General features: G+C 66.2%; 21 protein-coding genes. 14 read left to right on the plus strand and 7 right to left on the minus strand.

The window, feature by feature from the left end; all coding sequences use genetic code 11:
• Positions 1–17: 17 nt before the first annotated feature.
• The 4 genes from hutI to DVS29_RS07340 all read left to right on the plus strand — a co-directional run bounded on the left by hutI (position 18) and on the right by DVS29_RS07340 (position 4,690).
• On the plus strand, positions 18–1,238 hold the full coding sequence (hutI, locus tag DVS29_RS07325; RefSeq protein WP_118179778.1) for an imidazolonepropionase: 1,221 nt from the start codon (positions 18–20) through the stop codon (positions 1,236–1,238).
• A gap of 11 nt (positions 1,239–1,249) precedes the next feature.
• Complete coding sequence (locus DVS29_RS07330; protein WP_118179779.1) at positions 1,250–2,653, plus strand: formimidoylglutamate deiminase; 1,404 nt, start codon at positions 1,250–1,252, stop codon at positions 2,651–2,653.
• A gap of 185 nt (positions 2,654–2,838) precedes the next feature.
• Positions 2,839–3,675, plus strand: coding sequence for an N-formylglutamate deformylase (gene hutG, locus DVS29_RS07335; RefSeq protein ID WP_118179780.1), 837 nt, complete (start codon positions 2,839–2,841; stop codon positions 3,673–3,675).
• A 352-nt stretch (positions 3,676–4,027) separates the two neighbouring features.
• Complete coding sequence (locus DVS29_RS07340; protein ID WP_118179781.1) at positions 4,028–4,690, plus strand: hypothetical protein; 663 nt, start codon at positions 4,028–4,030, stop codon at positions 4,688–4,690.
• Positions 4,691–4,732: 42 nt separating this feature from the next.
• Here the strand turns inward: DVS29_RS07340 and DVS29_RS07345 are convergent, their stop codons facing one another.
• Complete coding sequence (locus DVS29_RS07345; protein ID WP_118179782.1) at positions 4,733–5,593, minus strand: LysR substrate-binding domain-containing protein; 861 nt, start codon at positions 5,591–5,593, stop codon at positions 4,733–4,735.
• Between the two features lie 132 nt (positions 5,594–5,725).
• Here DVS29_RS07345 and DVS29_RS07350 point away from each other — a divergent pair, with 132 nt between their 5' ends.
• The gene (locus DVS29_RS07350) at positions 5,726–6,985 is read left to right on the plus strand and encodes an aspartate aminotransferase type Ic (protein WP_118179783.1); all 1,260 of its coding nucleotides are present in this window, start codon (positions 5,726–5,728) and stop codon (positions 6,983–6,985) included.
• Between the two features lie 44 nt (positions 6,986–7,029).
• Here DVS29_RS07350 and DVS29_RS07355 read toward each other — a convergent pair whose 3' ends face one another.
• Positions 7,030–7,596: a hypothetical protein gene (locus DVS29_RS07355; protein ID WP_118179784.1), complete on the minus strand. Its 567-nt coding sequence runs from the start codon at positions 7,594–7,596 to the stop codon at positions 7,030–7,032.
• Between the two features lie 97 nt (positions 7,597–7,693).
• Between DVS29_RS07355 and DVS29_RS07360 the strand changes: the two genes are divergently transcribed.
• Together DVS29_RS07360 and DVS29_RS07365 are read left to right on the plus strand one after the other, a co-directional pair.
• On the plus strand, positions 7,694–8,605 hold the full coding sequence (locus DVS29_RS07360; RefSeq protein WP_118179785.1) for a helix-turn-helix transcriptional regulator: 912 nt from the start codon (positions 7,694–7,696) through the stop codon (positions 8,603–8,605).
• On the plus strand, positions 8,602–10,551 hold the full coding sequence (locus DVS29_RS07365) for a DUF3857 domain-containing transglutaminase family protein (protein ID WP_118179908.1): 1,950 nt from the start codon (positions 8,602–8,604) through the stop codon (positions 10,549–10,551). The genes DVS29_RS07360 and DVS29_RS07365 overlap by 4 nt, the downstream gene beginning before the upstream one ends.
• A 526-nt stretch (positions 10,552–11,077) precedes the next feature.
• Here the strand turns inward: DVS29_RS07365 and DVS29_RS07370 are convergent.
• Positions 11,078–12,379 (minus strand): aspartate aminotransferase family protein, encoded by a 1,302-nt coding sequence (locus DVS29_RS07370; RefSeq protein WP_118179786.1) that lies wholly within the window; start codon positions 12,377–12,379, stop codon positions 11,078–11,080.
• Positions 12,380–12,508: 129 nt separating this feature from the next.
• On the opposite strand from DVS29_RS07370, the gene DVS29_RS07375 reads away from it, so the two are divergent.
• From DVS29_RS07375 to DVS29_RS07390, 4 genes are all read left to right on the plus strand, one after another.
• Positions 12,509–13,366: a LysR family transcriptional regulator gene (locus DVS29_RS07375; RefSeq protein ID WP_118179787.1), complete on the plus strand. Its 858-nt coding sequence runs from the start codon at positions 12,509–12,511 to the stop codon at positions 13,364–13,366.
• Between the two features lie 160 nt (positions 13,367–13,526).
• Entirely contained in the window at positions 13,527–14,807 is a 1,281-nt protein-coding gene (locus DVS29_RS07380; RefSeq protein ID WP_118179788.1) for an MFS transporter, read from the plus strand.
• A 59-nt stretch (positions 14,808–14,866) separates the two neighbouring features.
• Positions 14,867–15,850, plus strand: coding sequence for a DODA-type extradiol aromatic ring-opening family dioxygenase (locus tag DVS29_RS07385; RefSeq protein ID WP_118179789.1), 984 nt, complete (start codon positions 14,867–14,869; stop codon positions 15,848–15,850).
• 38 nt (positions 15,851–15,888) lie between these two features.
• Positions 15,889–17,829: a PD40 domain-containing protein gene (locus DVS29_RS07390; protein ID WP_164707859.1), complete on the plus strand. Its 1,941-nt coding sequence runs from the start codon at positions 15,889–15,891 to the stop codon at positions 17,827–17,829.
• Positions 17,830–18,040: 211 nt separating this feature from the next.
• Here the strand turns inward: DVS29_RS07390 and DVS29_RS07395 are convergent, their stop codons facing one another.
• Positions 18,041–19,009, minus strand: a complete 969-nt coding sequence (locus DVS29_RS07395) for a hypothetical protein (protein ID WP_124800613.1) — start codon at positions 19,007–19,009, stop codon at positions 18,041–18,043.
• A 363-nt stretch (positions 19,010–19,372) separates the two neighbouring features.
• On the opposite strand from DVS29_RS07395, the gene DVS29_RS07400 reads away from it, so the two are divergent.
• The 3 genes from DVS29_RS07400 (at position 19,373) to DVS29_RS07410 (ending at position 22,817) form a co-directional block, all read left to right on the plus strand.
• The gene (locus DVS29_RS07400) at positions 19,373–20,398 is read left to right on the plus strand and encodes a porin (protein WP_118179792.1); all 1,026 of its coding nucleotides are present in this window, start codon (positions 19,373–19,375) and stop codon (positions 20,396–20,398) included.
• Positions 20,399–20,595: 197 nt separating this feature from the next.
• Entirely contained in the window at positions 20,596–21,498 is a 903-nt protein-coding gene (locus tag DVS29_RS07405; RefSeq protein WP_240655501.1) for a helix-turn-helix domain-containing protein, read from the plus strand.
• A 128-nt stretch (positions 21,499–21,626) separates the two neighbouring features.
• A complete protein-coding gene (locus DVS29_RS07410) occupies positions 21,627–22,817 on the plus strand; it encodes a lactonase family protein (RefSeq protein WP_118179794.1) in 1,191 nt (396 codons plus the stop codon).
• A gap of 65 nt (positions 22,818–22,882) precedes the next feature.
• On the opposite strand, the gene DVS29_RS07415 is transcribed toward DVS29_RS07410, so the two are convergent.
• From DVS29_RS07415 to pdxY, 3 genes are all read right to left on the minus strand, one after another.
• Positions 22,883–24,034, minus strand: coding sequence for a branched-chain amino acid ABC transporter substrate-binding protein (locus tag DVS29_RS07415; protein ID WP_118179795.1), 1,152 nt, complete (start codon positions 24,032–24,034; stop codon positions 22,883–22,885).
• A gap of 402 nt (positions 24,035–24,436) precedes the next feature.
• A complete protein-coding gene (locus DVS29_RS07420; protein WP_118179796.1) occupies positions 24,437–24,898 on the minus strand; it encodes a hypothetical protein in 462 nt (153 codons plus the stop codon).
• Positions 24,899–25,069: 171 nt separating this feature from the next.
• A complete protein-coding gene (gene pdxY, locus DVS29_RS07425; protein ID WP_118179909.1) occupies positions 25,070–25,933 on the minus strand; it encodes a pyridoxal kinase PdxY in 864 nt (287 codons plus the stop codon).
• Positions 25,934–26,096 lie beyond the last annotated feature (163 nt).

The following is a 26,096-nucleotide window of genomic DNA, read 5'->3' on the forward strand; positions in this document are numbered from 1 at the left end:
ACCGAGGCTCACGCACGATGAAGCACACCGTCTTCCATCATCTGCATCTGTGCCCGCATGGCGACCCAGCGGACGCGATCGCCGACGCGGCAATCGCGGTCGGCAACGGCACGATTGCCTGGCTTGGCCCGCTCGCCGATCTGCCGCGCGACTACGCAGACTGGCCGCGCGACGATCTCGGCGGCGCGTGGGTCACGCCGGGCCTGATCGATTGCCATACGCATCTGGTGTATGGCGGCCAGCGCGCCGACGAGTTCGCGCAGCGACTCGCGGGCGTCAGCTACGAAGAGATCGCGAAGAAGGGCGGCGGCATCGTGTCGACGGTGCGGGCGACGCGCGCGGCGAGCGAGAGCGAGCTCTTCAACGCGGCGACCGCGCGGCTCGAACCGTTGCTGGCCGAAGGCGTGACCGCGATCGAAATCAAGTCCGGCTATGGCCTCGAACTCGCGGCCGAGCGCAAGATGCTGCGCGTCGCGCGTCAGCTGGGCGAGCGCTTTCCGGTGTCGGTGTACACGACGTTCCTCGGCGCGCACGCATTGCCGCCCGAGTTCGCCGGCCGCGCGGACGACTACATCGACGAAGTCTGCAACCGCATGCTGCCCGCGCTGGCCGACGAAGGCCTCGTCGACGCCGTCGACGTGTTCTGCGAACGCATCGGCTTCACACCTGCGCAGAGCGAGCGCGTGTTCGGAGCCGCGGCGCGCCGCAACCTGCCGGTGAAGATGCACGCGGAGCAGCTGTCGAACAGCCATGGCGCTGTGCTCACCGCGCGCTATCGCGGACTCTCCGCGGATCACCTCGAGTTTCTCGACGAAGCGGGCGTCGCCGCGATGAAAGCCGCAGGCACGGTTGCGGTACTGCTGCCGGGCGCGTACTACTTCATCCGCGAGACGCAGTTGCCGCCGCTCGATCTGCTGCGGCGCTACGAGGTGCCGATTGCGATTTCGACCGACAGCAATCCGGGCACGTCGCCGGCCACGTCGCTGCTGTTGATGATGAACATGGCGACGACGCTCTTCAGGATGACCGTGCCCGAAGTGCTGCAGGGCGTCACGCGTCACGCGGCCCGCGCGCTCGGCGCCGCGGACCGCCATGGCACGCTCGCGCCGGGACGTGCGGCCGACTTCGCGGTGTGGTCGGTGGCGTCGCTCGCGGAGCTCGCTTACTGGATCGGCCGGCCGTTGTGCGCGCGCGTCGTGCGCCGCGGCCAAACGGTATATACCCGGGCTTCAAAATGAACTCACCCACAATGAACCGGACACTTTTCGCCGAGCACGCACTGCTGCCTGATGGCTGGCGCCGCAACGTGCTGCTGCAATGGGACGAGCACGGCGTGCTCGCGTCGGTCGAAGCGGATGCGGCGGTGCCTGCGCCGTCGGCTGGGATCGAACGCGCGGCCGGGCCGCTGATGCCCGGAATGCCGAACCTGCACTCGCACGCGTTCCAGCGCGCGATGGCAGGGCTCACCGAATTTCGCGCGCTCGCCGTCGCCAACGACGACTTCTGGAGCTGGCGCGACCTGATGTACCGCTTCGCCGCGCGCATCACGCCGGAAGGCATCGGCGCGGTCGCGCGCTGGCTGTACATCGAGATGCTGAAGGCGGGCTATACGTCGGTGTGCGAATTCCACTACGTGCACCATGCCGCCGACGGCCAGCGCTACGCGAACGTCGCGGAGATGGCGCGGCATGTCGTCGAAGCGGCCGGGCAGACGGGCATCGGCATCACGATGCTGCCGGTGCTGTATCAGTACAGCGGTTTCGGCGCGCAGCCGCCGCGCGAAGACCAGCGGCGCTTCATCAACACGCCGGACGCGCTGCTCGGCCTGATCGACAGCCTGCGCGGCACGCACGGCGAACACGCCGCGCTGCGCTATGGCGTCGCGCCGCACTCGCTGCGCGCGGTGTCGGGTGAATCGCTGCGCGACGTGCTCGCGGGGCTCGACGCGATGCTGCCGCGCGCGCCGGTGCATATCCATATCGCGGAGCAGACCGCCGAAGTCGACGCGTGCCTCGCGACGGAAGGCGCGCGGCCGGTGCAGTGGCTGTTCGACAACTTCGCGGTGGATGCGCGCTGGTGCCTCGTGCACGCGACGCATGTCGACGCGCAGGAAACCGTGGCGCTCGCGAAGAGCGGGGCGGTCGCGGGCCTGTGCCTGACGACCGAAGCGAATCTTGGCGACGGTGTGTTCCCCGCACATGCCTATCTCGCGCTGCAAGGCCGCATCGGTATCGGCTCCGACAGCCATATCGCGGTCGACTGGCGCAGCGAGCTGCGTCTGCTCGAATACGGCCAGCGCCTGACGCGGCGGCAGCGCAACGTGCTCGCGGCGGCGGACGAACCGTTCGTCGCGGACCGGCTGGTGGGCGCCGCGCTCGCCGGCGGCGCACTGGCGACGGGCCGCGCGGTCGGCGCACTGCGCGCCGGACATCGCGCGGACTGGATCGTGCTCGACGCCGAGCATCCGACGATTGCCGGGCAGGACCCGCGCACGTGGCTGTCGGGTGTCGTGTTCTGCGAGCACGGCGAGATGCCGGTGCGCGACGTGTTCGTGGGCGGCGTCAAGGTGGTCGACAACCGCCGGCATCGCGACGAGGACGCGGCACGCGCGGACTATCGGGCCGCGCTTGATGTGCTGCTCGATCAGGCGTGAACTGCGCGGCCTGAACTAATTGGCCTGAACTGCGGGCGAGGCACCGCGCCACACCGCGAAAGACTGTCAAACGCCGCGACTAGCATGGCGAGATGGCGCACGTTATGCGGCTCCTTCGACAGGCGACGCAACGTGCCCCGCCATACCACACCCTCATCGGAACACCTCTGACGGAGCCGATCGATATGACTGCCCCGAACCCTTCTACGAACCCCACGGGCAACCCCGCCACGGTCTTCACGCTGCAACGCGGCAGCGCGCCGCTGCTGATCTCGATTCCCCACGTCGGCACGCAGATTCCCGCCGACATCGCCGCGACGATGACCCCGGTCGCCGCGCTCACCGAAGACTGCGACTGGCACCTGGACCGGCTGTACGCGTTCGCGCGCGGTCTCGGCGCATCGGTGTTGATGCCGCACAACGCGCGCTACGTGATCGACGTGAACCGGCCGCCCGACGGCGCGAACCTGTATCCGGGCCAAGACACGACGGGCCTGCTGCCGGTCGACACATTCGACAAGGCGCCGCTCTACCAGGACGGCAAGCTGCCCGATGAAGCTGAAGTGGCGCGCCGTCGCGCGCTGTACTGGCAGCCGTATCACGACGCGCTCGCGAACGAGCTCGCCGCGCTGAAGGCGCAGCACGGCCGCGTGCTGCTGTGGGAGGCGCATTCGATCCGCTCGGTCGTGCCGCGCTTTTTCGATGGACGTCTGCCGGACTTCAACTTCGGCACGTCGAACGGCGCGAGCGCGGTGGCGGGACTCGCCGACGAGCTGCGCTCAATCGTCGAGCGGCACGGCGCGTTCACGGCCATCGCCAACGGCCGCTTCAAGGGCGGCTATATTACGCGCCACTATGGGCAGCCGGAAGCGGGCATTCATGCGGTGCAGCTTGAGCTTACGCAGTGCACCTACATGCAGGAGCAACTGCCGTTCGCGTACGACGAGGCCCTCGCCGGACATGTGCAGCCGCTCCTCGAAGCGCTCGTGTCGACGGCCCTGGAACGCGTGCAAAGCGCGTAATCCTGGTGGGCGTTGCCGGCATTGGAGCGACGATGCCGGAGGGACCTCTCCCCAGCTGCCGCGCTGCTGCGTTGCGGTATTGAAAGCTGCGGAACGAACCTTGCTCGCGCCGGTCCATTTCACTGGCGCGCATGTTGCGGCGCGCCACGATCGGCCGCGGTAGCGGACGGTTCGCGCGGCAACCCATGTCCAAAAACGCAGGTTGCAACGTGCGCCGCGCTGCGGCTAACCTTGATCTCGGCGCAGTCCGGGCGCGAACTCGCTGTGCTCGCGGCCCGTGCGCCGCATGACGAGGGCATCCAGAACATCAAGAACATCACAAGGACATCGGGCGAGGATGGAACACCCTGCGATGGAAGATTTCGACGATCCCCTGCTGCCGGTCTGGCGGCACAACCTGGTGGTGCTCACCCGGGAGGTGGGAGCGGCGTCGCGTCTTGCGAAGATGATGACGTTTTCGGCTTCCTACCTGAAGCTGATGCTGGCCGGGCAGCGGCCGTTCAGCGAAGAGTTCGTGCGTGGCGTCGAATCGGTGACCGGTTTGCCGGCGGGCTGGATGGACGAGCCGCGCGAGGCGCATGAGGTTCCCGAGATCGCCCGCGAGGCGATCGACAACGAAATGCCGCTCGCGCGTTTTCGCGGCACGGCGCACCCCGCGCGCAAGCGCTCGGTGCTGCGTCCGCCCGAGCCGATCTTCGGCCAGGCGGCGCCCGTGCGGCGCCCCGAAGACGAACTCGCGGACGCGGACCTGCACCGTCGTCTCGCCGCGTTTCGCAAGCTGCGCGATCTCGCGGTGCAGGACGTGCGGCGGCTCGACCGGCATCTCGCGCATCCGCCTGTGGATCTCGCATCGATCCGCAACAAGGTGGAAGACCTGATCGCCGCGGCGGACGTGGAGGGCGACGTGCACGCGGATCTGGTCGGCCGCATCGAGCAGATCGACAAGCATCAGCATCTGCTGATGCGGCACATCGAACGCCTGCACGAACTGCTCGCGCGGATCGGCGAGCGCTAGGACGTCTGACGCAAGCTGAAGCTGCAGCAGAAGGCGCGCGCGTCAGCGCGCTTCCTGCCGCAGTTCCGCGAGGATCTGTTCCGCGAGGAAGTCGCACGGCGGACGGTTCGAGCGCGCGCTGCGCGCGAGCACGATCTCCAGTTCCGGCAGCGCCGGCAAGCCCTGCGCGCGGCCCAGCTGCACGAAGTGGCCGGGCACGCTGCAGCGCGCGAGCGGCGCGATCGCGAGCCCCGCTTCGACCATGCTGAAGAGCCCCATTAACCCCGGGCTTTCATACGACGTGCGATACGCGATCTTCGCGCGCTCCAGCGCACGGATCGCGTTCGCGCGCGCGACGCTGCCCGTGCCGAACATCGCGACTGGCAGCGGCCGCTCCTTCCAGATCTCGCGACCCTTCGACGGCCCCGCCCACACCATCGGCTCGAAGCGGATGAATTCGCCCGAAATGCCCTTCACGCGTGTCGCGCAGGCCAGATCGACCTTGCTGTCGCGGATCAACGGCGCGAGCGCGTTGCTCGGCATGCCGACCACCTGGATCTCGACCTTCGGATAGGTTGCCGAGAACTTCTGCAGCACGGCAGGCAATAGCGACGACGCGTAGTCGTCGGGCACGCCGATCGACACGCGTCCCTTCACCTCCGGATGCACGATCGATGCCCACGCCTCGTCGCGCAGCGCGAGCATCTGCCGCGCGTAGCCGAGCAGTTGCAAGCCTTCCTGGGTGGGCGTGACGCTGCGCGGGCCGCGCACGAAGAGCGGCTTGCCGAGCGCGTCCTCGAGCGAACGGATCTGCATGCTGAGCGCGGACTGCGAGCGATGCACGAGCGCCGCGCCGCGCACGAAGCTGCCCGTGTCGGCGATGGCGACCACCATCGCGAGGACGTCGAGGTCGAGTGCTTTCATGGGTATCAGAAAATCTGATCGAAAACTTCAATATAACGCGTTTGTCTGAATGTGTCGGAATCCGCATACTGGGTCGCGCTCGGGTTGCGCTTTCCCACACGCTTCGAACGACACCCCACGAGACTCGCTGCCATGCCGATGACCTACGACGAATTCCGACAACTGAACCTGCGGCTTGATATGTCGCGTGGCAAACCCGCGCCGGAACAGCTCGACCTGTCGCGCGCCCTGATCGACGATGCGGCCGCGGCTGGCTACCTGTCGCCCGGTGGCGTGGATTGCCGCAACTATGGGCATGGCGCCGGCTTGCCCGAGATGCGCGCATTCGGCGCGGAACTGCTTGGAGTGCCGGCCACGCAGGTGGTCGCCGCGGGTAATTCGAGCCTCGAGCTGATGCACGACGCGCTCGCGTTCGCGATGCTGCACGGTGTGCCAGCCGATACCGACGGCGCTGAAGCGGGCCGCCCGAAGCCATGGAGCAAGCCCGACGACGTCGCGTTCCTGTGCCCGGTGCCGGGCTATGACCGGCACTTCGCGATCTGCGAGTCGCTGGGTGTGCGGATGATTGCCGTGCCGATGGAGGACGACGGCCCGGACCTCGACTTCGTCGAGGCGCAGTTGCGGCGCGATTCGGCGATTCGCGGCATGTGGTGCGTGCCGCTCTACAGCAACCCGACGGGCGCGATCTGGTCCGCGGAGAAAGTGCGGCGGCTCGCGGCGCTGCCGGCCGCCGCGGACTTTCGCCTGTTCTGGGACGACGCGTATCGCTTCCATCATCTGACCGCGACCCGTCATGCGACGCCCGATGTCCTGGCTGCCTGCGCGGACGCGGGCCATCCGGACCGCGCACTGGTGTTCGCGTCGCTATCGAAGGTGACGATCGCGGGCGGCGCGGTCGCGTTCCTTGCGTCATCGCCGCGCAACGTGGCGTGGTGGACGCGCCAGATGGCGATCCGCACGATCGGCCCGGACAAGCTCAACCAGTTGCGGCATCTGCGGTTTCTGCCCGATCGCGCCGCGCTCGAGGCGCTGATGGAGCGGCATCGCGCGCTGATCCAGCCGAAATTCGCGGCGGTGCAGGAGACCTTCCGGGATCTGCTGGGCGACACGCCGGACGTGTCGTGGAATGCGCCGGCGGGCGGCTACTTCATCAGCCTCTACGTGCCGAAGGGGTTCGCGAAGCGCACGGTCGAACTCGCCGCGCAGGCGGGGTTGGTGCTGACGCCGGCGGGCGCGGCATTCCCGCACGGCCGCGATCCGCACGACTCGCATCTGCGCATCGCGCCGACCTTTCCGTCGCTCGATGAAGTGCGGCTCGCAGCGCAGGGCATCGCGCTCTCGGTGCTGCGCGCGATGGAGGAAGCGCGGGTCGGGGCGCGGGTGGGCGTGTAGTGCGGCGCGTTTAAAACGCAGCGCACCGCGCGTCGTACGTTACTTCACCGCAGGCGCTGCGGCGTCATCCGGCGCGCGAGGAATTCGCCTTCCACATTCCACGTCACGCCGTCGGCGGCGAGCGCGGAGCCCGTCCAGTGGAACGAGTCGGGCGTGAGTTCGGTGAACGTCCAGCGGATCGGCGTGCCATCCACGTGCGTGCCGATCTGCACGATCGCGTCGCCGACGCGCCGGCCGATCATCTCGTCGCGCTGGCCGGTGGCCGGGTTCAGGAATGTGATGCGCCACGCCCGCAGCGCCGCGTCCCACACGCGCAGCGTCGTGCCGTACATATGCAGCGCGACGCCGCTTGCGACCGGCGCGGTGGATGTTCCACGTGCGGGCATGAGCCACACGTCCTGCACCGCGCGTCCTTCGAGCGTCCAGCCGAAATGCGCCTCGGCCCGGACCTTTTGCGCGCGCACGTCGATGCGGTAGCGCAGCACCTCCAGCTCCCAGCTGCCGACAAGCCAGCCGTAGACGTCGTCTTCGGCCGGAATATCCGCTGCGCGGCCCGGCGCCGCGAGCACGGTGTGAAAGCCGCTGGCGTCGTGCCTGATGTTGCTGTCCATGCTGAGTGTCTCCTTGTGAGGGCGCGAGTGGCCCAGACTCGTCACGTATCCGGCCGATATGCTAAAAACGAGGATATGGAGCTGGGCAGGAGACATCTTGGGAAAAATTGCGGCCGGATTGCAGCAGGCGCTTGAGGACCGCGAACGCGACGGCGCGCGCGGCGGCGTGACCGGCCGCACGCTGGCGGCGGGACCGGGCTGGTGGGTGGACGACATGCTGTGCACGCATGGCCCCGGCGACCGCCCGTTCGAAGAGCGGCACGCCGGCGCGTGTATCGCGATGGTCGTCGCGGGCGCGTTCGCGTACCGGTCGGACCCGGGCCGCGCGCTGTTGACGCCTGGCTCGCTGCTGCTCGGCAACGACGGCCGCTGCTTCGAATGCGGCCATGTGCACGGCGCCGGCGACCGCTGCCTGTCGTTCCATTTCGAATCCGACTACTTCGCACGGGTCGCGCGCGATGCGGGCTTCCGTTCGCCGGTGTTTCCGCACGTGCGCGTGCCGCCTGTGCGCCACATTGCGCCGCTCGTCGCGCGTGCCTGCGCGGGCGCGACGGATGCCGCGGACGTCGCGTGGGACGAACTGGCGATCGAACTGGCTACCGCGACGTGGCGCGCGCTCGCGCAGGACCCGGCGCCCGCCGCGGTGGCGGCACCGCCCGGCGCGATGCATCGCGTTGCGCAGCTCGCGCGCGAGATCGACGCCGCGCCCGATGCGCTGCACAGCGTCGCGAGCCTCGCGGCGCAGGCGGCGTTGAGCGACTTCCATTTTCTGCGGCTGTTTCGTGCCGCAACCGGCGTCACGCCGCATCAGTACGTGCTGCGCTCGCGGCTGCGCGCGGCGTCGTTGAAGCTCGTCGATAGCGCGCAGAAGATCGTCGACGTCGCATTCGATGCGGGGTTCAACGACGTGTCGAATTTCAATCATGCGTTTCGCGGCGAGTTCGGCATGAGCCCGCGCGCATGGCGCGCAAAGGGCAGGGACGCGCGGCGCAAGGCGCGCTCCGCATGAACGGCACTGGCATGGCGCGGGGACGCAGGCGCAGGCGATCCGTTGCATCGGCGATTGGCATCGTGTTGCTGCTATCCAGCGCGATGTTCGACAGCGCGTCAGCTGGCACGCTGGATACGTCGGACCAGGACAACACCGCGGAAGTCCCACCGTCGACGCTAGAATCCGACGTCCACGAATTCATCGTGCAGAAGGACGGCTCCGTTGAAGAACACGACGACGCGACGTATCGCGCGAACACCGCGGGTGGCGTCGACGACATCGCGCAGCGCTATGTGTGGTTCAACAAGGACATCGAGCATATCGAGCTGACGGCCGCCGAGACGATCGACCCGGATGGCGCGACGCATCAGGTTGGCCGCGACAGCATCCGCGACGTTCAGGAGCCGCGCTCGGCCGGCGCGCCGACCTTCGAGGACGGCGTGCTGCGCACCGTGATCTTTCCTGGCGTGCGTCCGCACTCGCGGGTGCGGCTCGCGTTTCGTAAGACCCGCACCGCGCCGCTGCAGGCCGGCACGTTCTCATACTTCGTGCAGCCCACGCGCGGCCCTGTCGATTCGCAGCGGCTGATCTTCGATCTGCCGGCTGACGTGCCGCTCTATGCGGATGCGCGAGGCTATGTCGCGCTGCCGCCGCAGTCGGCGAATGGCCGCACGCGCTATGAGTTCGACTACCGGCATGGGCCGTATGCGTCGCTCGAAGCGGGCTCGGTGGGCTACACGACCTACGGTGACCGGCTGATGGTGACGACGACGCCCAGCTTCGCGGCCTTCGCGCAACGCTACCGCGACGCGGCGCGCGACCCGAGCGCGAACGACCCCGCGGTCGTGCAGCTCGCGCAATCGCTGACGGCGAATACGAGCGACCCGCGCGAAAAGGCACGCATCCTGTACGACTGGATGCGCTTCAATATCCGCTACGTCGCGCTGTTTCTCGGCGAAACGGCGGCGGTGCCGCATCGCGACGTCGAGATCCTGCGCAACCGCTATGGCGACTGCAAGGACAGCGTCGCGCTCTATACAGCGCTGCTCGCGGCGGTTGGCATTCATAGCGAAGCGGCGTTGATCGGCCTCGGCAACGTCTACACGCTGCCATCGGTGCCGGGCTACGGCACCGATGCGATCAATCACGTGATCGTCTGGATTCCTGAGTTGTCGCTGTTCGTTGATCCGACTGCGGGCGGAACGGGCTTCGGCTATCTGCCGACGGTCGTGATGGACCGCCCGGCGCTGCTCGTCGACGACGGCACGATGACGCGCACGCCGGCGCAGCAGCCGCGCGGCCGCACGGCGCTTCTGCAACTGCACATCGAGGAGGACGGCAGCGCGAGCTACGCGTACCACGTCGAGGACAGCGGCGCGACCGCGGAGACCGAGCGCAATACGTTTCGGCGCGCGACGCGGCAGGTCGCGCAACAGATCGCGGGGAACCGGCTGCGCGCGACGGGGCTGCACGGCACGGCGTCGCTGTCGACCGGCGAGCTCGATACGACGGGCGATACGTTTTCGACGTCGATGCAGGGGACGGTCGAGCATTTCATCTGGACCAGCGGCACGTCGGCTTTTACGGCGCTGTCGAGTCTCGCGGGCGGCATCGCGTCGCAGGTGGAGGCGTGGCTCGCGGAGCCGCGCAGAACGCAGCCGTGGGTCTGCATCGGCGGCGACTTCGATGAGACCGCGCAGATCGCGCTGCCCGCGGACGTGCGCGTCAGCGATCTGCCCGTCGATACGTCCGTGCAGGATGACATGCTGGCCTATACGTCGCGTTACGTGTTCGATCCGGCTTCGCGGACGCTGCAGGTGTCGCGGTATCTGCATGCGCAGTTCGGCACGCAGATGTGCTCGCCGCAGCAGTTCGCGGCGTTGCTGCCGGATCTGACGCGCGTCGAGCGGGACGTGCTTGGGCAGGTGGTGGTGCGGGGCAACGCGGACGTGTCGCCACGCTGATGCTTCCTGCGCACGGCGGCGCGCAAGCCGCCGTGCGCCTGCACGAGCGTGACGCCGGCTCAGTTGCCGGGTCCCACCGACGGCGTCGCCGCACCGATCAAAGCCTGGCGGTCCGAAGCATCGGAACCCGCTTTCGCGAATGCGTCGGGACAAGATGAGGACGCAGGCGCCGCCTGAGCGGACGTGATCGCCGATGTCGACAATCGGGCCGCTGACCGGTCGGGGTAAGGCGCGGCGGGCGGCTTCGGCGGCTGCCGGCGCCGATCGGTCCGAACAGATGGATGGGTTTGTCCGGATGGGGCAGCGCTGTTCTGCCGGTCGTGGTTATCCGGCGTGGTGCCGCCGACTGCGGGGGTTTCCATGATTGCACCTCGAGGAAGTGTGGTCCGCGTTCCTTTCCGACCGGAAAGGAACGCCCTCGATCATGGAATCAGACCGCCGCAGGCTCAGGGTGGTGATATGCGCTATGCGGGCGCCGCGACGCGCAGCGTTGAACGTCCGCGCCTCGTCGACGTCGCCGACCCGCCTACAGCGCCCGCTCGATCGCCTGCCCGAGCAGTGCGAGACCGAGATCGATCTCCTCCTCGCTCACGGTCAGCGGCGGCGCGATCCGGAACACGCCGCCCATGCCGGGCAACTGCACGATGTTCATGCTGAGCCCGAGCTTCATGCACTCGCGCGTGATCTTCGCGCCGAGCCCATCCGCAGGCTCTTTCGTGCGGCGGTCCTTGACGATCTCCATGCCGAGCAGCAGGCCTCGTCCGCGCACGTCGCCGATGCATTCGAAGCGCTCCATCAGGTCCAGCAGACCGTGTCTCAACCGCGCACCCATCGAGTTCGCGCGCGCCACGAGTCCTTCGCGTTCGACCACGTCGAGCACGCGCAGCCCGACCGCGGCCGGCAGCGGGTCCGACACGTGGGTCGTGTAGAACAGGTAGCCGCGTTCGTGCGCCTGCTCCTCGATCCGCGCGCAGGTCACCATGGCCGCGAGCGGCAGACCGGCGCCGAGCGTCTTCGATAGCGTCAGGATGTCAGGCGTGACGCCGTCGCGCTGGCACGCGAACATCGTACCGGTGCGGCCCACGCCGGTTTGCGCCTCGTCGAGGATCAGCAGCATGCCGCGCTCCTCGCATTTGCGCTTGAGTGCCGCCATGTAACCCTCGGGCAGATCGATGATCCCGCCGGAACTGAGGATCGGCTCCGCGATGAACGCCGCAAGATTGCCGCTCGACTGGCGGTCGATCAGATCGAATGCGTAGTCGAGCTCCGCCAGATAGTCGTACTCGCCATGGCGCTCGAAGCGCGGCCGGTACGTGAACGGCGCTGGAATCGCAAACGAGCCGACCGACGCCGGGCCGACACCCTTGCGGCCCGCGCTGTACGTGGCGGAGGCCGCGGCGCCCGTCATGCCGTGCCACGACTGCGCGAAACCGACGATCTCGTACTTGCCGGTGACAAGCTTCGCCATCCGGATCGCAGCCTCGTTCGACTCCGCGCCGGTGCTGAGCAAAAGCGCGCGGTCGAGCCCGTCGGGCGTGATGTCAGCGAGCTTCGTCGCGAGTTCCACCACCGGCCGCGACAGCATGCCGCTGAACAGGTGATCGAGCTTGCCAGCGTACTCGTTGATCACCGACACGATCTCGGGGTGGCTATGCCCGAGCACGGCGCTCATCTGCCCCGACGTGAAGTCGAGAATCGCGCGGCCGTCCGCGTCGTAGACGAAGCTGCCCTGCGCGCGCTCGATGATCATCGGCTCGAACGTGCCGCCGTAGCGGACCAGGTGTTGGCTCGCGTTGTGCCAGAAGCTGGGGTCGTCGTTGCGGGACACGGCATTTCTCCTCGCGATGGTGCGAATGCCTTGCAGTCTAGACGGTGCGTTGATTTAATAGAATCGAATAGTTCTAATGTGAGTTAGAAATAAGGCTAATATCAGGCAAAACCGGAGGAGGCTGACGCCGTGAGTCTTTCGCTTGAAATCGATCTGCTGCGTTCGTTCGCCGCGATCGCCGAGGCGCGCTCGCTGAGCCGCGCGGCGAGCCGGGTCGGGCGCACCCAGTCCGCGCTAAGCCAGCAGATGAAGCGGCTCGAAGACATCGTCGATCAGCCGCTCTTTCAGCGCACCGGCCGCGGCGTGGTGCTGACGAGTCCCGGCGAACGTCTGCTGGTCCACGCGCAGCGCATGCTGCGGCTGCATGACGAGGCGCTGGCCGACCTGTCCGGCCGCGGGCTGTCGGGCAGCATCCGCTTCGGCTGTCCGGACGACTACGCGGCCGTGTTCCTGCCACCGCTCCTCAGGCAGTTCGCGAGCCAGCATCCGCACGCGCTCGTCGAAGTGGTCTGCGGGCCGACGCCGCGGCTCGTCGAACAGCTGGAGAAGCGCGCGGTGGATCTCGCGATGATCTCGCTGCCGGACGACCGCGCGAACGACGCGATCATCCGCCGCGAACCGCTCGTCTGGATCGGCTATCCGGGGCTCGATTCCGCGCACTTCGATCCGTTGCCGCTCGCACTGTCGGACCCCGACATGCTCGATCACGCCGCGGCGTGCGACGCGCTGCAACGCGCCGGCCGCGCGTACCGGGTCGCGTACGCGAGCAGCAGTCTCGCGGGGCTGATCGCGCTGGTGCGTTCGGGACAGGCGTTCGCCGTCGTCACGCAGACCGCCGTGCCGCCGGATCTCAGCGTACTCAACACCGATCCCGCGCTGCCGTCGCTTCCCGCCGTCGGGATTACGCTGAAGTTCGCGCGGGCGCGGCCGTCGCTGCTGACCGCGGCGTTCGCCGACCACATCCGCCAGACGCTGCCGCTGCTGTGACTGCCGGGGCCGCCGGTACGGCCCCGGAGGCGCTGCCGGCGGGCGTTCGCGCCCCGGGTTCTCCGGTTCGCAAAAGTCCCATCGAACCTCAGTTTTGTGTAGGGACCTCCGTGCGAACGTCCCATATGCTTCTCCCATCACGACACAGAGACAGAAGCAGATGGAGACAAGTCAATCCGTGCGACCGGGCATCACGAGCCGCTGGGCGATTCTCGCGCTCCTCGCGCTCGGGGTGCTGATTTCGTTCGTCGATCGCACCAGCATCTCGTCCACGCTCGCGGACGGCAAATTCATTCGCCACTTCGCGCTGACGGACGTCGATCGCGGTTGGATCAACGCGGCGTTCTTCTGGTCGTACGGCGCGTTCCAGGTCCCGATGGGCTGGGTGGCCGACCGCTTCGGCGTGAAGTGGCCGTATGCGATCAGCTTCGGGCTGTGGTGTGCCGCGACGGCGCTGATGGGCGCGGTCACTGCGCTCGCGAGCCTCGTCGTGATGCGCCTGATCATCGGCATGGCGGAAGCGATCGTGATTCCCGCGAGCTACCGCTGGATCCGCAATAACTTCGACGAGCGCCAGAACGGGCTCGCGGTCGGACTGCTCGCGATGGGCAACAAGTTCGGCCCGGCGCTCGGCGCGCCGGTGGGTGCATGGTTCATCGTCCACTACTCGTGGCAGGTGATGTTCGTCGCGACCGGGCTGATCGGCCTCTTCTGGCTCGCGCCATGGCTGCTGCTCGTGCGCAACGACATGCCGAGCCGCGCCGGCCTCGCGAAGGCGAGCCGCGACGCGCGTTCGGTGAGTCTCGCGAGCATCCTGGCGAGCCCGGTGGTGTGGGGCGGCATGATCACCAACTTCTGCTACGGCTACTTCACGTTCTATTGTATGACGTGGATGCCAGCGTATCTGGTCGAGCAGCGCAACCTGTCCATTTCGCGTTCGGGACTTTTCACGTTCTTCAGCTTCGCGGGCATCGCGATCGTCGCGGCGCTCGCGGGGTGGGCCGCGGACCGGATCATCGCGAAGGGCGGCGATCCGATCCTCGTGCGCAAGGCGTTCACGATCACGGGCTTCGTGGGCGGCTGCACGGTGCTGCTCGGCGCGTACGCGCATTCGCTCGAGACCGCGCTGTTCTGGAACGTGCTGTCGCTGTCGCTGCTCGGCTTCACCACGGCGAACAACCTCGTGCTGTCGCGGCTCACGCTGATCCCGAAGCAGGCGATCGGGCTCGTGACGGGCGTGCAGCAGGTGGCCACGAGTCTCGCGGGTGGCGTCGCGGCGAGCCTCTCCGGGTGGCTGCTGCACGTGGGCGGCAGCTACGACCTGCCGATGAAGATGATCCTCGTTTTCCTGCTGATCGGCGCATTGGCCACGGCGTTCCTGTTTCGTCCCGAATGGGCGCCGAAGGTGTCCGACGTGCAGGGGGAACTGCGCGGCGCCTGAAAGCGTTCGCACGTCCCTGGTAGTCCTGTCGAACAGATTAATTCATTGAGAAACCACACATGGCGAAGATTGTATTCGGGATGGCGGTGCCGCATAGCGGCATGCTGGGTCAGGCACCGGAAGACTGGCTGAAGAACGGGGAGCGTGACCGCAACAACCCGGAACTGTGGTATCGCAACAGGACGTGGACTTACCCTGAGCTCGAAGCGCATCGCGGCGCGGCGTTCGAGCCGTTCCTGACGCTCGAGGAACGCACCGCGCGCGCTGCGCGCTGCCGTGCGGCGCTGGACAAGATGGCCGCCGCGTACCGCGACGCGAAGATCGACGTCGCGATCATTCTCGGCAAGGACCAGAAGGAGATCTTCACGCAGTTCTCGCCGTCGATCGCGATCTATACCGGCGAAGAGGTGCACAACGGGCCGCCGCAGCGCGCGGTGTATGCGCCGGACCATCACGTCACGCATCTGTGCCACCCGAAGCTCGCGAAGTATCTGGTCGAGCGCTTTCAGCACGAAGGCTTCGATCTGACCGACCTGTTTGCGTGGCCCGACAACGTGTGGATGAAGCCGCTGCCCGAGTATCCGGTGGTGCCGCATGCGTACAGCTTCGTGTATCACCAGATCATGGGCGACAATCCGCCGCCCAATGTGCCGGTCATCATGAACTGCTTCTATCCGCCGACGCAGCCTTCGATGTCCCGCTGCATCGAGTTCGGCCGCGTGTTGTGCGAGGCGATCAAGGCATGGCCCGAGGACGTGCGGGTCGGCATCTTCGCGTCGGGCGGCCTGTCGCACTTCGTCAACGACGAGGAGTTCGACCGCGACATCATGAAGATGCTCGCGAGCTACGACTACGACGGTCTTGCCGCGGTGGACAACCGTTCGTATCAGTCGGGTACTTCCGAGATCAAGCTGTACGTGAGCGTGATGAAGGCGGTGCAGGAGGTCGGCGCCGAGATGACACTGGTCGACTACGTGCCCTGCTGGCGCACGCCGGCCGGCACGGGCGAGGGGATGGGCTTCATGTACTGGAAAGCGGATTGACGTCCGGCGGTTTCAATTCAAACAGATACTGATAAGCGATGGAGACTGGCAGAGTGTATTTCTCGAACGTTTTGCACAGGCTGTTGCCGTGCGCGATGGTGGTGAGCGCGATCGCATGCGCATCCACCGCGGTGGGCGCGGCGACGAAGGGCGATCTGCTGCTGTACCGCATCGGCCCGATGACCTCCGAGCTGTACGTCGCGAACGCGGACGGCAGCGGTGAGCACCGGCTGATTCCTACCGATGGCTTCGACTATCACGCGTCGTTTTCGAAGGACGGTCAGTGGATCGTGTTCACGTCCGAGCGCGACGGCCTCGGCGAATCGAACCTGTACCGCGTGAAAGTGGACGGCACGGGCCTGCAGCGGCTCACCGATCACGTCGCCGTGGACGATGCCGCGGTCTTCTCGCCGACGGATCCCAACACGATCGCGTTCGTGTCGTCGCGCCGCGGCAAGGATCATTTCGGCACCACGAACATCTGGACGCTGAACATCAAGACCGGCGCGCTGCATAACGTGACCGGCGAGATCAGGTTCGATCCGGACAAGCCGCACAGCTTCTTCCGTCCGTCGTGGTCGCCGGATGGCAAGTGGATCGCGTTGTCTTCGGATATCGGCACGGACTGGCGCGGCCACAATCTGCCGGTGGGCTGGGAGCGCACGCAGGAGAGCAGCATCTACGTGATCCATCCGGACGGCAGCGGCTGGAAGCAGATCGCCACGCGTGCCGGTTACGCGGAAGGGTCGCCTTCATGGTCGCAGGACGGCAGTCACGTGGTGTTCTATGAAACGCCGGTGGAATCCACCTGGGGCGCGCATCGTCCGGAGCTGATCAACAAGGTCAGCTCGCAGATCGTGCAGGTGGACGTGGCGAGCGGCGAGCGCAAGGAACTGACCGATAGCCCCGGATTCAAGGTGTTTCCGCAATACGTGAGCGCGACGAACGTCGCGTATCACATCAAGGGCGGCGAACACGAGGGCATCGATACGACGGACGGTTATTCGCGACCGACGGCGAATAGCGGCATCCGTTCGCCGCGCTATTCGCCGGACGGCAAGACGATGGTGTACGAGAAGGTGACCGGCCGTCCGATCCATCCGAACGGCACGCCGCTCTATAGCTTCGATCCCGACTGGAACTATCGCTTCATCGATGTGTTCCCGCAGCTGTCGCGCGACGGCAAGCAGCTGGTCTACACGGAGAAGGCGATCAACTCGTCGATCGCGGTCGCGAATCCGGACTTCACCGGTTACCGCCGCATCTACGATCCCGCGACGAGCGGCCTCGATCCGAAGATGATCGCGGTGGGTCTGGCGGGCGCGTTTCAGCCGACGTGGTCGCCGGATCGCCAGTGGGTCGCGTTCGGCGTGGGCGGCTGGTTCTTCACGCGCGCGTATTCGCCGGGCCGCATCATGCGGATCAAGGCCGACGGCAGCATGGACGGCAAGGCGGAAGTGCTGACCGACGGCAAGGAAAACGCAGGCTTCCCGAGCTACTCGCCCGATGGCAAGCGGATCGTGTACCGCGTGTGGAGCGAGACCGACAAGGGTCTGCGTATTCTCGATCTCGACACCCGCAAGGTCGCCGTGCTGACGACGGAGCCGGACAATCTGCCGGACTGGTCGCCGGATGGCAGCAAGATCGTGTTCACGCGCAAGGAAGTGAACCCCGACGATCCGAATAAATTCCACTATGACGTGTACACGATCCGGCCGGACGGCTCGGACCTGAAATGCCTGACCACGCCGGGCGCGAACCAGGGGCACGCAACGTGGACGTGGGACGGCCGGATCGCCTACAGCTCGGGCGTGTACGGCTTCCGTGACGAACTCTCGCTGTACGACAACACGTTCCAGCCCGATGGCCAGAACTGGGTGATGAACGCGGACGGCAGCGATCAGTATGCGATCACCGATACGTTGTGGGAAGAGTCGATGCCGCTGTATGTGCCGCGGTCTGTAGCGCAGCAGCAATAGGGCAACAGGGCAGTAGCAGTAACGTGGTAACGCAGTAGTTCGTTTTTCTGTCTCGAAGTACGCTGGCGCCGTGGCTTTGCCCGGCGCCTTTTTTCGTCTGGACGACGCTTGCTAACGGTTCGGCGTTGCTTTGCAGAGAGAGACGGCGCGCCAATGAAAAATGGCGACCCCGTAACGGATCGCCATCTTCGGTTGCAGCTGGGCAGGCGGATCAGAAGTGCAGTTCCGCCATCAGCATCGGTGCGGAGGTGATGGTGCCGGCCGTTTCTTTGGTCGGCGAACCGTACATGTGGTACCAGTACTCGTAGCCCACACCCGCATACACCGTACGCGGATGACCGGCGAACGAACCGACGTCCGCGAGTAGCGCGAGGCGGGTGAGGAACTCGGTGGTCGTCTCCACGCCGAAACCGTCCTTGCCCTTCGGACCCGTCACGCTCGCGAAGCCGCGGAACACCATCGGCACCGGACCTACGCGGAACGGATACAGCCACGAGCTCTCGATGTGCCACGCAGTATTGAAGTGCACATCGACGCCGGTGATGCCGTTGTGGTTGCTCTCCGTGCGCGCGCCGACCGTCAAGTTCCAGAAGCCGCGCGGCAGCGCGAATTCGACCGTTGGGCCCACCACGAGCATGCGCGCCCGCTCGCCGTACGCGTCGTTCTTCGTGCCGTATTCGTAGCCCACCGTGAGTCCGAAATCGCGGAACGGACCGAAGCCGATCGGGCGCCGGAGGATCTTGCCGCCGCTCAGTTCGACGCGGCCGACGCTGTACACCTCCTGCGCGCCGCCGTTGCTCGGACCGCCGGCTTCCGGGTTCGCTGCGCTCGATACCAGGTAGTCGACGTTGAACGCGTAGCTGCCGAATGCGAAGCCGCCGGTGGTCGTCAGATAGCCGATGTTCTGCACGACTTTCGCCGGCACGCCCGGATAGTGGAAGTCGTTGCCGTAGCGATAGCCGATGTAGGTGTCATTCCAGGACACCGGCGGCGGGCCGCCTTCTTCCTGCTTCTGCGTAGGCTTGCCCGCGGCCGGATTGACGGCCTGCGTCTGATCCGGGACGGGTGGCGCGGATCCGTTCGGCGCAGTGACCGTTTCGCCCATCGCGAATTGCGTCAGGCAGCCGAACACGGCGATGCCAAGCGCCGTGCGGCGCAAAGCTGCTGGTAGGTGTGTCATGTCTCCGTCCAGGTGGATTTGTTATCTGCCCCGGCCCATGTCCGAACCTGTCAAGGACGAACCGGACATCGGCCGGGTGGGGTCATCGTGCTCAAAGCCAGGCGTTATGCGATCGCGACGGAAGCGCCACGTAGCGCACCTTGGCGAGCAGATGGTAGGGGACGGTTTGCTGTCTGCCTCTACACAAAAATTACATTCACTGGCACTTTTCGCCGCTTGGGGTCGGGGGCGCTCAGGCATGCGTTAAAGAAGCGAAAAATCCCAGCGAACCTTGTTTTTGTCTAGGGACGTGCGCCGCGCGCAGGACTAGTCTTCGAATCACTAAAGCAGTCGAATAAAAACAGATAATGATTCGGAGACTTGATGAAAAAGCTGCTGATCGTATCCGGCTTGCTATCGGCGTGTGCTGTTAGCGTCGCGCACGCCCAGTCGTCGGTCACGCTGTACGGCGTGATCGACAACGCCATCGAATATCAGAACCCCGGCAACGGGTCGTCGGTGGTGCGCATGACCTCCGGCGGTTTGTACGCGAGCCGCTATGGCCTGAAGGGCAGCGAGGATATCGGCGGCGGCCTTCACGTCAATTTCCAGCTCGAGCAGGGCTTCTCCGGCGCAACCGGCGCGGCGGCAAATTCGGCGGACGCGTTCAATCGTCAGGCGTGGGTTGGCGTATCCGGCGGCTTCGGCGAGATGCGCTTTGGGCTGCAGAACACGCCGCAGTACATCTTCATCAACCCCGAGCTCGACCCGGTGGCCGTGATGAGCATGGGCTCGCCGATGCTCAACTTCAACAGCCTTACGATCCGCGTGAACAACGCGATTTCGTACTTCACGCCGACGGTGTACGGACTCACCGCGCAGTTCATGGTCGCGATGCGCGATGCGACGACCAAGCCGTCCAACGGCTTACAGTTCTACAACGCCGCCGTCCGCTACGTGAACGGCCCGTTCCGCGCGGCCGCGGGCTACGAGCAGGCAGCCAATGCGGCGGGCACGTCGACGCTCAAGATGTTCAACGCGGGTACGTCGCTCGGCGTGGGCGCGGCGCGCTTCTATCTCGCGTACCACACGGAGCGTCAGACCGACAACAGCGTGAAGCGCGATGTCTACGAGGCGTCGGGCTCGTACCGGTTCGATCCGGCGGATCAGCTGGCGCTGATGTACGGCTACGAGCACGACCGGACCGCCGCGGGTAACAACGCGCAGCAGGTGGGGCTGACTTACGAACACTTTTTGTCGAAGGTCACGACGCTGTACGCGTCCGCGGGTTTCATCCAGAACCGCGACCGCGCGCAGTTCACGCTCAACGGCACCGCGTACGCCGGCGTCACGGTCGCGCCGGGCTCGAATACGCGCGGCGTGATCGTCGGGATGGTTCACACGTTCTGACGGCAGTCATCGCGAGAGAAATCGCGAGCAGGCGCGGGCAATGGCACGGTTGCGCTTCGGTTGTGCCGTTGGGGTAAATCGCAGGTCGCGTCATGGCGGCGGGTATGGGAACATCGCACGGATGTTTTCTGCTCGCGCCGTCGCGACCCTCAACCAGACGGTTCGGCCGGCAGCGAGATTTCATGAAGTACAGTGCCATGGCAAATTTGCAACCCCGGTGGAACGACAAGGGCAGGCCGACCACCGTTCCGAAAGTCCGTCTGTATGTGGAGCGCCCCGAAGAAAAGCACTGGTTCGTGCATGTCGGCCACGTGACCGACCGGGGCCGCTGGAAAACGGAACCGCACGCGCACCCCACGTATGGCCAGGTGATCTTCGTGCGCAGCGGGCGCGGCGTGATGAACCTCGAAGGCAGCAGCGTGCCGTTCGAAGGTCCGTGCGCGCTGCTGTTGCCCACCGAATGTGTGCATGGCCTCGACTACGAGCTCGACGTGGACCGCTGGGTCGTGACGATCGAGCTCGCCTATCTGACCCAGGTGAACGGCAAGCTCGATGAATTCATCGGGCTGTGGTCGCAGCCGCGCATGATCCCGCTCGACGATTCCGCCGATGCGGCGATGTCGTTCTACCATCTGATCCACGGCCTGAAAGAGGAACTGGAGTCCGACGCGGTGGGCCACGTGGTGGGCACCGAAGCATTGCTCACCACGCTGCTGCTGATGCTGGTGCGCAAGGCGCGCGTCGAAGCAGGCGGCAGCGAAAGCGCGACGGGCAACGACGTGCGTCTCGTTGACCGCTTCAGGAAGCTGATCGACCTGCACTTCCGCGAGAATCTGCCGGTGCAGGAGTACGCGTCGATGATGGCGATCTCGCAGGTGCAACTGCGTGCGGCGTGTGCGTCGGTTGCCGATCAGAGTCCGACGAAGATGATCCACGCTCGCATCATTACCGAAGCGAAGCGCGACCTGATCTTCGGCAACCTGTCGGTGGAGCAGATCGCGTTCGGGCTCGGTTTTGCAGATGCTGCCTATTTCACGCGCTTTTTCCGCCGCGAAGTCGGCCAGGCGCCCAGCCAGTTTCGCGCGGCGGCTCGTCAGTAGGTCGCGCGTTGGTCACGGGTTGGTCAGACGGCGGCGAACGAAAAGTGCCAGCGAAGCCGGTTTTTGTCCAACGACGCAGCGCCGCGCATTGACTATGCTGGGTACCTTGCCCGTACTCCGACCTGCATATGATCCGGCTGCCGCACACCACCCACCTGAAGCGATGTGGCGCGACGATTTCGGTCGTCGCGTTGACACTGTTTTCGACGCTGTATAGCGCGTCCAATCGCGCTGCTACGTTAAACACCAACGTACCTGCTGCTGCGCAAGCTAGCTTCGTCTATGTCGGCACGCAGCAGCGCCAGATTGTCGGGCTGCGTTTCGATGCGTCCACCGGCAAGCTCACGGACCTTGGCGAACTCGCGCAAGGGCCGAAGTCCACGTGGGTGACCGCGCATCCTTCGCTGCCGGTGCTCTATTCGGTCGATGACGACAGCACGCACGAAGGCAGCGTCACCGCGTATGCGGTGAACCGCGAGACCGGCGCGCTGACGAAAGCCGATGCAGTGGCGAGCGGCGGCGCCGGCACCACGAACCTGTCGCTGGACACGTCGACGGAGTCGCTTTTCGCGGCCAACTACAACAGCGGTTCGGTGTCGAGCTTTCGCGTGAATCGCGATGGCAGCGTGGGCGCGCTCGCATCGACGGTCGCGGAAACCGGCTCGGGACCGAACCGTCGGCAGGCGAGCGCACACGCGCACAATGCAGTGCTCGATCCATCGGGACACTACGTGCTGGTGCCCGACCTCGGCGCGGACCGCGTGTTCGTGTATCGCTTCGACCCGGCGACGCACGCGCTGTCCGCAGCGAACGACACGAGCGAGCACGCGTTCGTCGCGCCGGCGGGCAGCGGCCCGCGTCACCTCGTGTTCAGTCGCGATGGCCGCTTCGCGTACGTGATCACCGAACTGTCGGCGCAGATGCTGGTGCTGCGCTGGGACGCCGCGAGCGCGCACCTGACGCTCGTGCAGGCGCTGCCGCTCAGCAGCGCCGCGTTTCAGGGCGTGAAGAGTGGCGCGGAGGTGGCGATCAGCCCTGACGGGCGCTTCGTCTACGCGGAAGATCGCGGGGAAAACGAACTCGTCGTGTATCGCGTGAATGCGGAATCCGGCGAGCTGTCCGAGATCCAGCGCATCGCTTCGGGCGGCGAGAAACCGTGGAGCTTCGCGCTGCATCCGTCGGGGAAATGGCTGGTGGTCGCGAACCAGCATAGCGGTACGGTCAGCGTGTTCGGGGTCGATCCGGGCACCGGCATGCTGTCGGACACCGGGCAGTCGATGGCGGTGCCGACGGCGGTCAGCATCGCGTTCGTCGGCTGACGAAAGAAAAAGGCCGCGCCGTTTGCACGGCGCGGCCTCTCATGCAGCAGGATTCAGCTAATTACTCAGGATCCGCCCTTGGTCACCACCGTCACCCACGCGCCGTTCTTCACCTGATAGAGCGTGGACAGACCGCTCTTCAGCGAGCCGTCCGGGTTGAACGAGATCGGACCCGTCACGCCTTCGAACGAAATCGAACGCAGCGCGTCGCGATAATCGTTCGGCTTGATCGACTTCGCCGCCTGCATCGCCTTGATCGCGGCCCACGCGCCGTCGTAGCCGAACGGTGCATACGAAACGATATCGACGCCGAAGGTCTTCTTGAACTTCGCCGCGAAATCGCGTCCGCCCGCCAGCGACGCCAGCGGCCGGCCATATTCCCACGCCTGCGCGCCTTCGGCCGCGTCGCCCGCGAGCTTGATGAAGTCCGCGTCCATCACGCCGCCGCCGCCCAGAAACTGCGCGTTCATGCCGAGCTGCTTCATTTTCTTCACGACGCCCGCGGCCTGGTTGTCGAGACCGCCGAAGAAGATCAGGTCGGCGTTCGTCGACTTGATCTTGGTCAGTTGCGTGCTGAAGTCGACCGCCTTGTTGTCGGTGTACTCGTGCGCGACGATGTTGCCGCCGTGCGCCTTCACGGCCTTCTCGAACTCGTCCGCTTCGCCCTGGCCGAACGCGGTGCGGTCGTCGATGATCGCGATGCGCTTGGCCTTGGTCGTCTCCACCGCGTAGACGCCTGCGTTGCCGGCGTTCTGCGCGTCGGTCGAGATCACCATGAAGGTGTTCTTGAAGCCGCGCCGCGTGATGACCGGGTTGGTTGCCGCCGGATCGATCACCGGAATGCCCGCGGTCTCGTAGATCTGCGAGGCCGGAATCGTCGTGCCCGAGTTGAAGTGGCCGACCACGACCGCGACGCCCGAGTCGACGAGCTTCTGCGCGGCCTGCACGCCGATGCGCGGGTCGGCCTGGTCGTCTTCGGCGACGATCGTGAAGTGCGCAGTGTCGTTGCCGATCTTGATCTTTTGCGCGTTGGCCTCGTCGAGCGCCATTTGCACGCCGTTCTGCAGATCCTTGCCGTACCCGGCGTTTTCACCCGTCAGCGGCGCGGCGAAGCCGATTTTCACCTCGAGGTCGGCGGCGTGGCCGGCCAGCGGGGCAATGGCGAACATCGCGCCAGCGATGACTGCGAGTGGTTTCAGCGACTTGCGAAGACTCATGTTGGCTCCTTGGATGGTTTTCGGACAACAGGCAAAGCTTCGACTTCAACGACAGGTCAGGCAGACCGCGCGGCATCCTCATGCACGCGACAGTCCGCATTTCGCCTGAGCCCCGTTCAGGCAGACGACGGCGGGAACAACGGGTTGGCCGCCTTCCACCGCGCAAGATACTGGCGCGAATATAGGAAGCCAATTTGCGCGCGTCTTGTCAATTCGCGACTGTTTGGATGCGTATTTCGGCACAGCCGTGCTACGCGGGGAAAACCCGTAGGCGCGGCCTGTGGCAAAAAGTGGGGACTACGAGGCGAGAATTCCAGCGCAATGCGCGCTGGCGCGGGCGGGGGGCGATGCGGCGCCCGGAAGCGGGCGCCGGGGGAGGGTACTGCTGGCGTTAGCGCGCGGTCATTCCGGGTCGCGCAGGCGGTCGATTTCGTCGCGCAATTGCAGCAGCGGCGCTTTCGCATCGTCGCTGGCCCAGCTGTCGAGATCGTCGAGCGCGCGTTCGCAGCCGTCGCGCAGCACGTCGAGATCGACCGCGACCCCGTTCGCGAGCGCGAAGTGGATCGCTTCCATGAAGTGCTGGCAATCGTCGTCGTCGTGCGCGATGTCGAGGTTGTCGGCGATCACGTCGGCGATGGCGCTACGCGCGCGGTCTTCCTGCGGCACCATGTCGACGATGCCGCGCGCGACGTCGAGCGAATAGAACAGCGCGATGTCGAGCCAGTGCGCCGGATCGATGTCCGCCTCGGCGAGCGCGTTCTCGAAGCACTCGATCGCTTCCTGTTCGTGCGCCTCGTCGCCGTCGACGGCGATGCACAGTTGCTCGAAATATTCTTCCCGCTCGCTGCGGATCGGTTCGTTCATGAGAAGCCTCGTTGCGTGATGCGGCGCGCGGCAGGATGCCCCGCGCGCGGCACGCATTATAGGCGGTCGGGATGAAGCGTGAAGGGCACGCGGCGCGATACCAGCTTCGGGCGCGCAATGGTGTGCGGGTTCGAGTCCCGCATCCGGCGCGATTGCACGACGCGCCGCGCGTTACCCCTGGTCGACGCGCCACGCGTCGAACCAGTCGCTCGGGCGCGCGATCTCGTCCTGCGCCGCGATCAGCTCGAGCTCGTAGCGCCCCGCGTCCCACGTCGCCTTGACGACGCCGTTCACCGCGGCGAGCGTGTGCTCGAATGCCGAACGTACGGAATCGCCGAGCAGCGTGCGGGCGACGAAGACCGCGCTCGTCAGGTCGCCGACGCCGACGGGCTGCCGCGCGAACGGATAGAGCGGACGCTGCGCGACCCACGCTTCGTGCTGCGTGACGACCAGCATGTTGAAGCGGTCCGCCTGGCTGTTGCGGTCGAGCAGATGCTTGACGAGCATCAGCCGCGGTCCGCGCCGCATCACCTCGCGGCACGCGGCGACGGCTTCATCCACCGTTTCGATCACGCGGCCCGCGAGCCGCTGCAGTTCGCTGTGGTTCGGCGCCATCGCGTCGGCCACTTCCGGCATGTGCTCGACGAGCCATGTCTGGATGCCGGGCTCGGCGCGATAGCCGGTGGTCGTGCCCATGACCGGGTCGCAGAAATACCACGCACGCGGGTTGACGGCCTTCACCGCGCGCACGATCTCGACGATCGCTTCCGCATGCGCCGGCGTGCCGAGATAGCCGGACAGCACCGCGTCGCAGCGCGGCAGTACGCCGATCGCGCCGATCCCTTCGACGATGTCCTGCAGTTGCGTGGCGTCGACCGCGCTGCCGGTCCAGTGGCCGTACTGGGTGTGATTCGAGAACTGGACCGTGTTGAGCGGCCACACGTTCACGCCCAGCCGCCGCATCGGAAAGACCGCGGCGCTGTTGCCTGCATGTCCGAATACGACATGCGACTGGATGCTGAGGACATTTTTCATCGTGATGGGCTTCGACGGCCGCTGGCGCCGCGGACGGCGAGCCGCGCGCATTGAGCGCGAATGGGTGATCGGTCAACGATACATGACTTCGCGCGGGTGCGGAATCGATCCGGCCCTGGCGTGTTGTGCCGATCCGTCAAACGCGGCGGGCGAGGGCGCTGAT

It is taken from the genome of Paraburkholderia phosphatilytica, assembly GCF_003443895.1.
Lineage (GTDB): Bacteria > Pseudomonadota > Gammaproteobacteria > Burkholderiales > Burkholderiaceae > Paraburkholderia > Paraburkholderia phosphatilytica.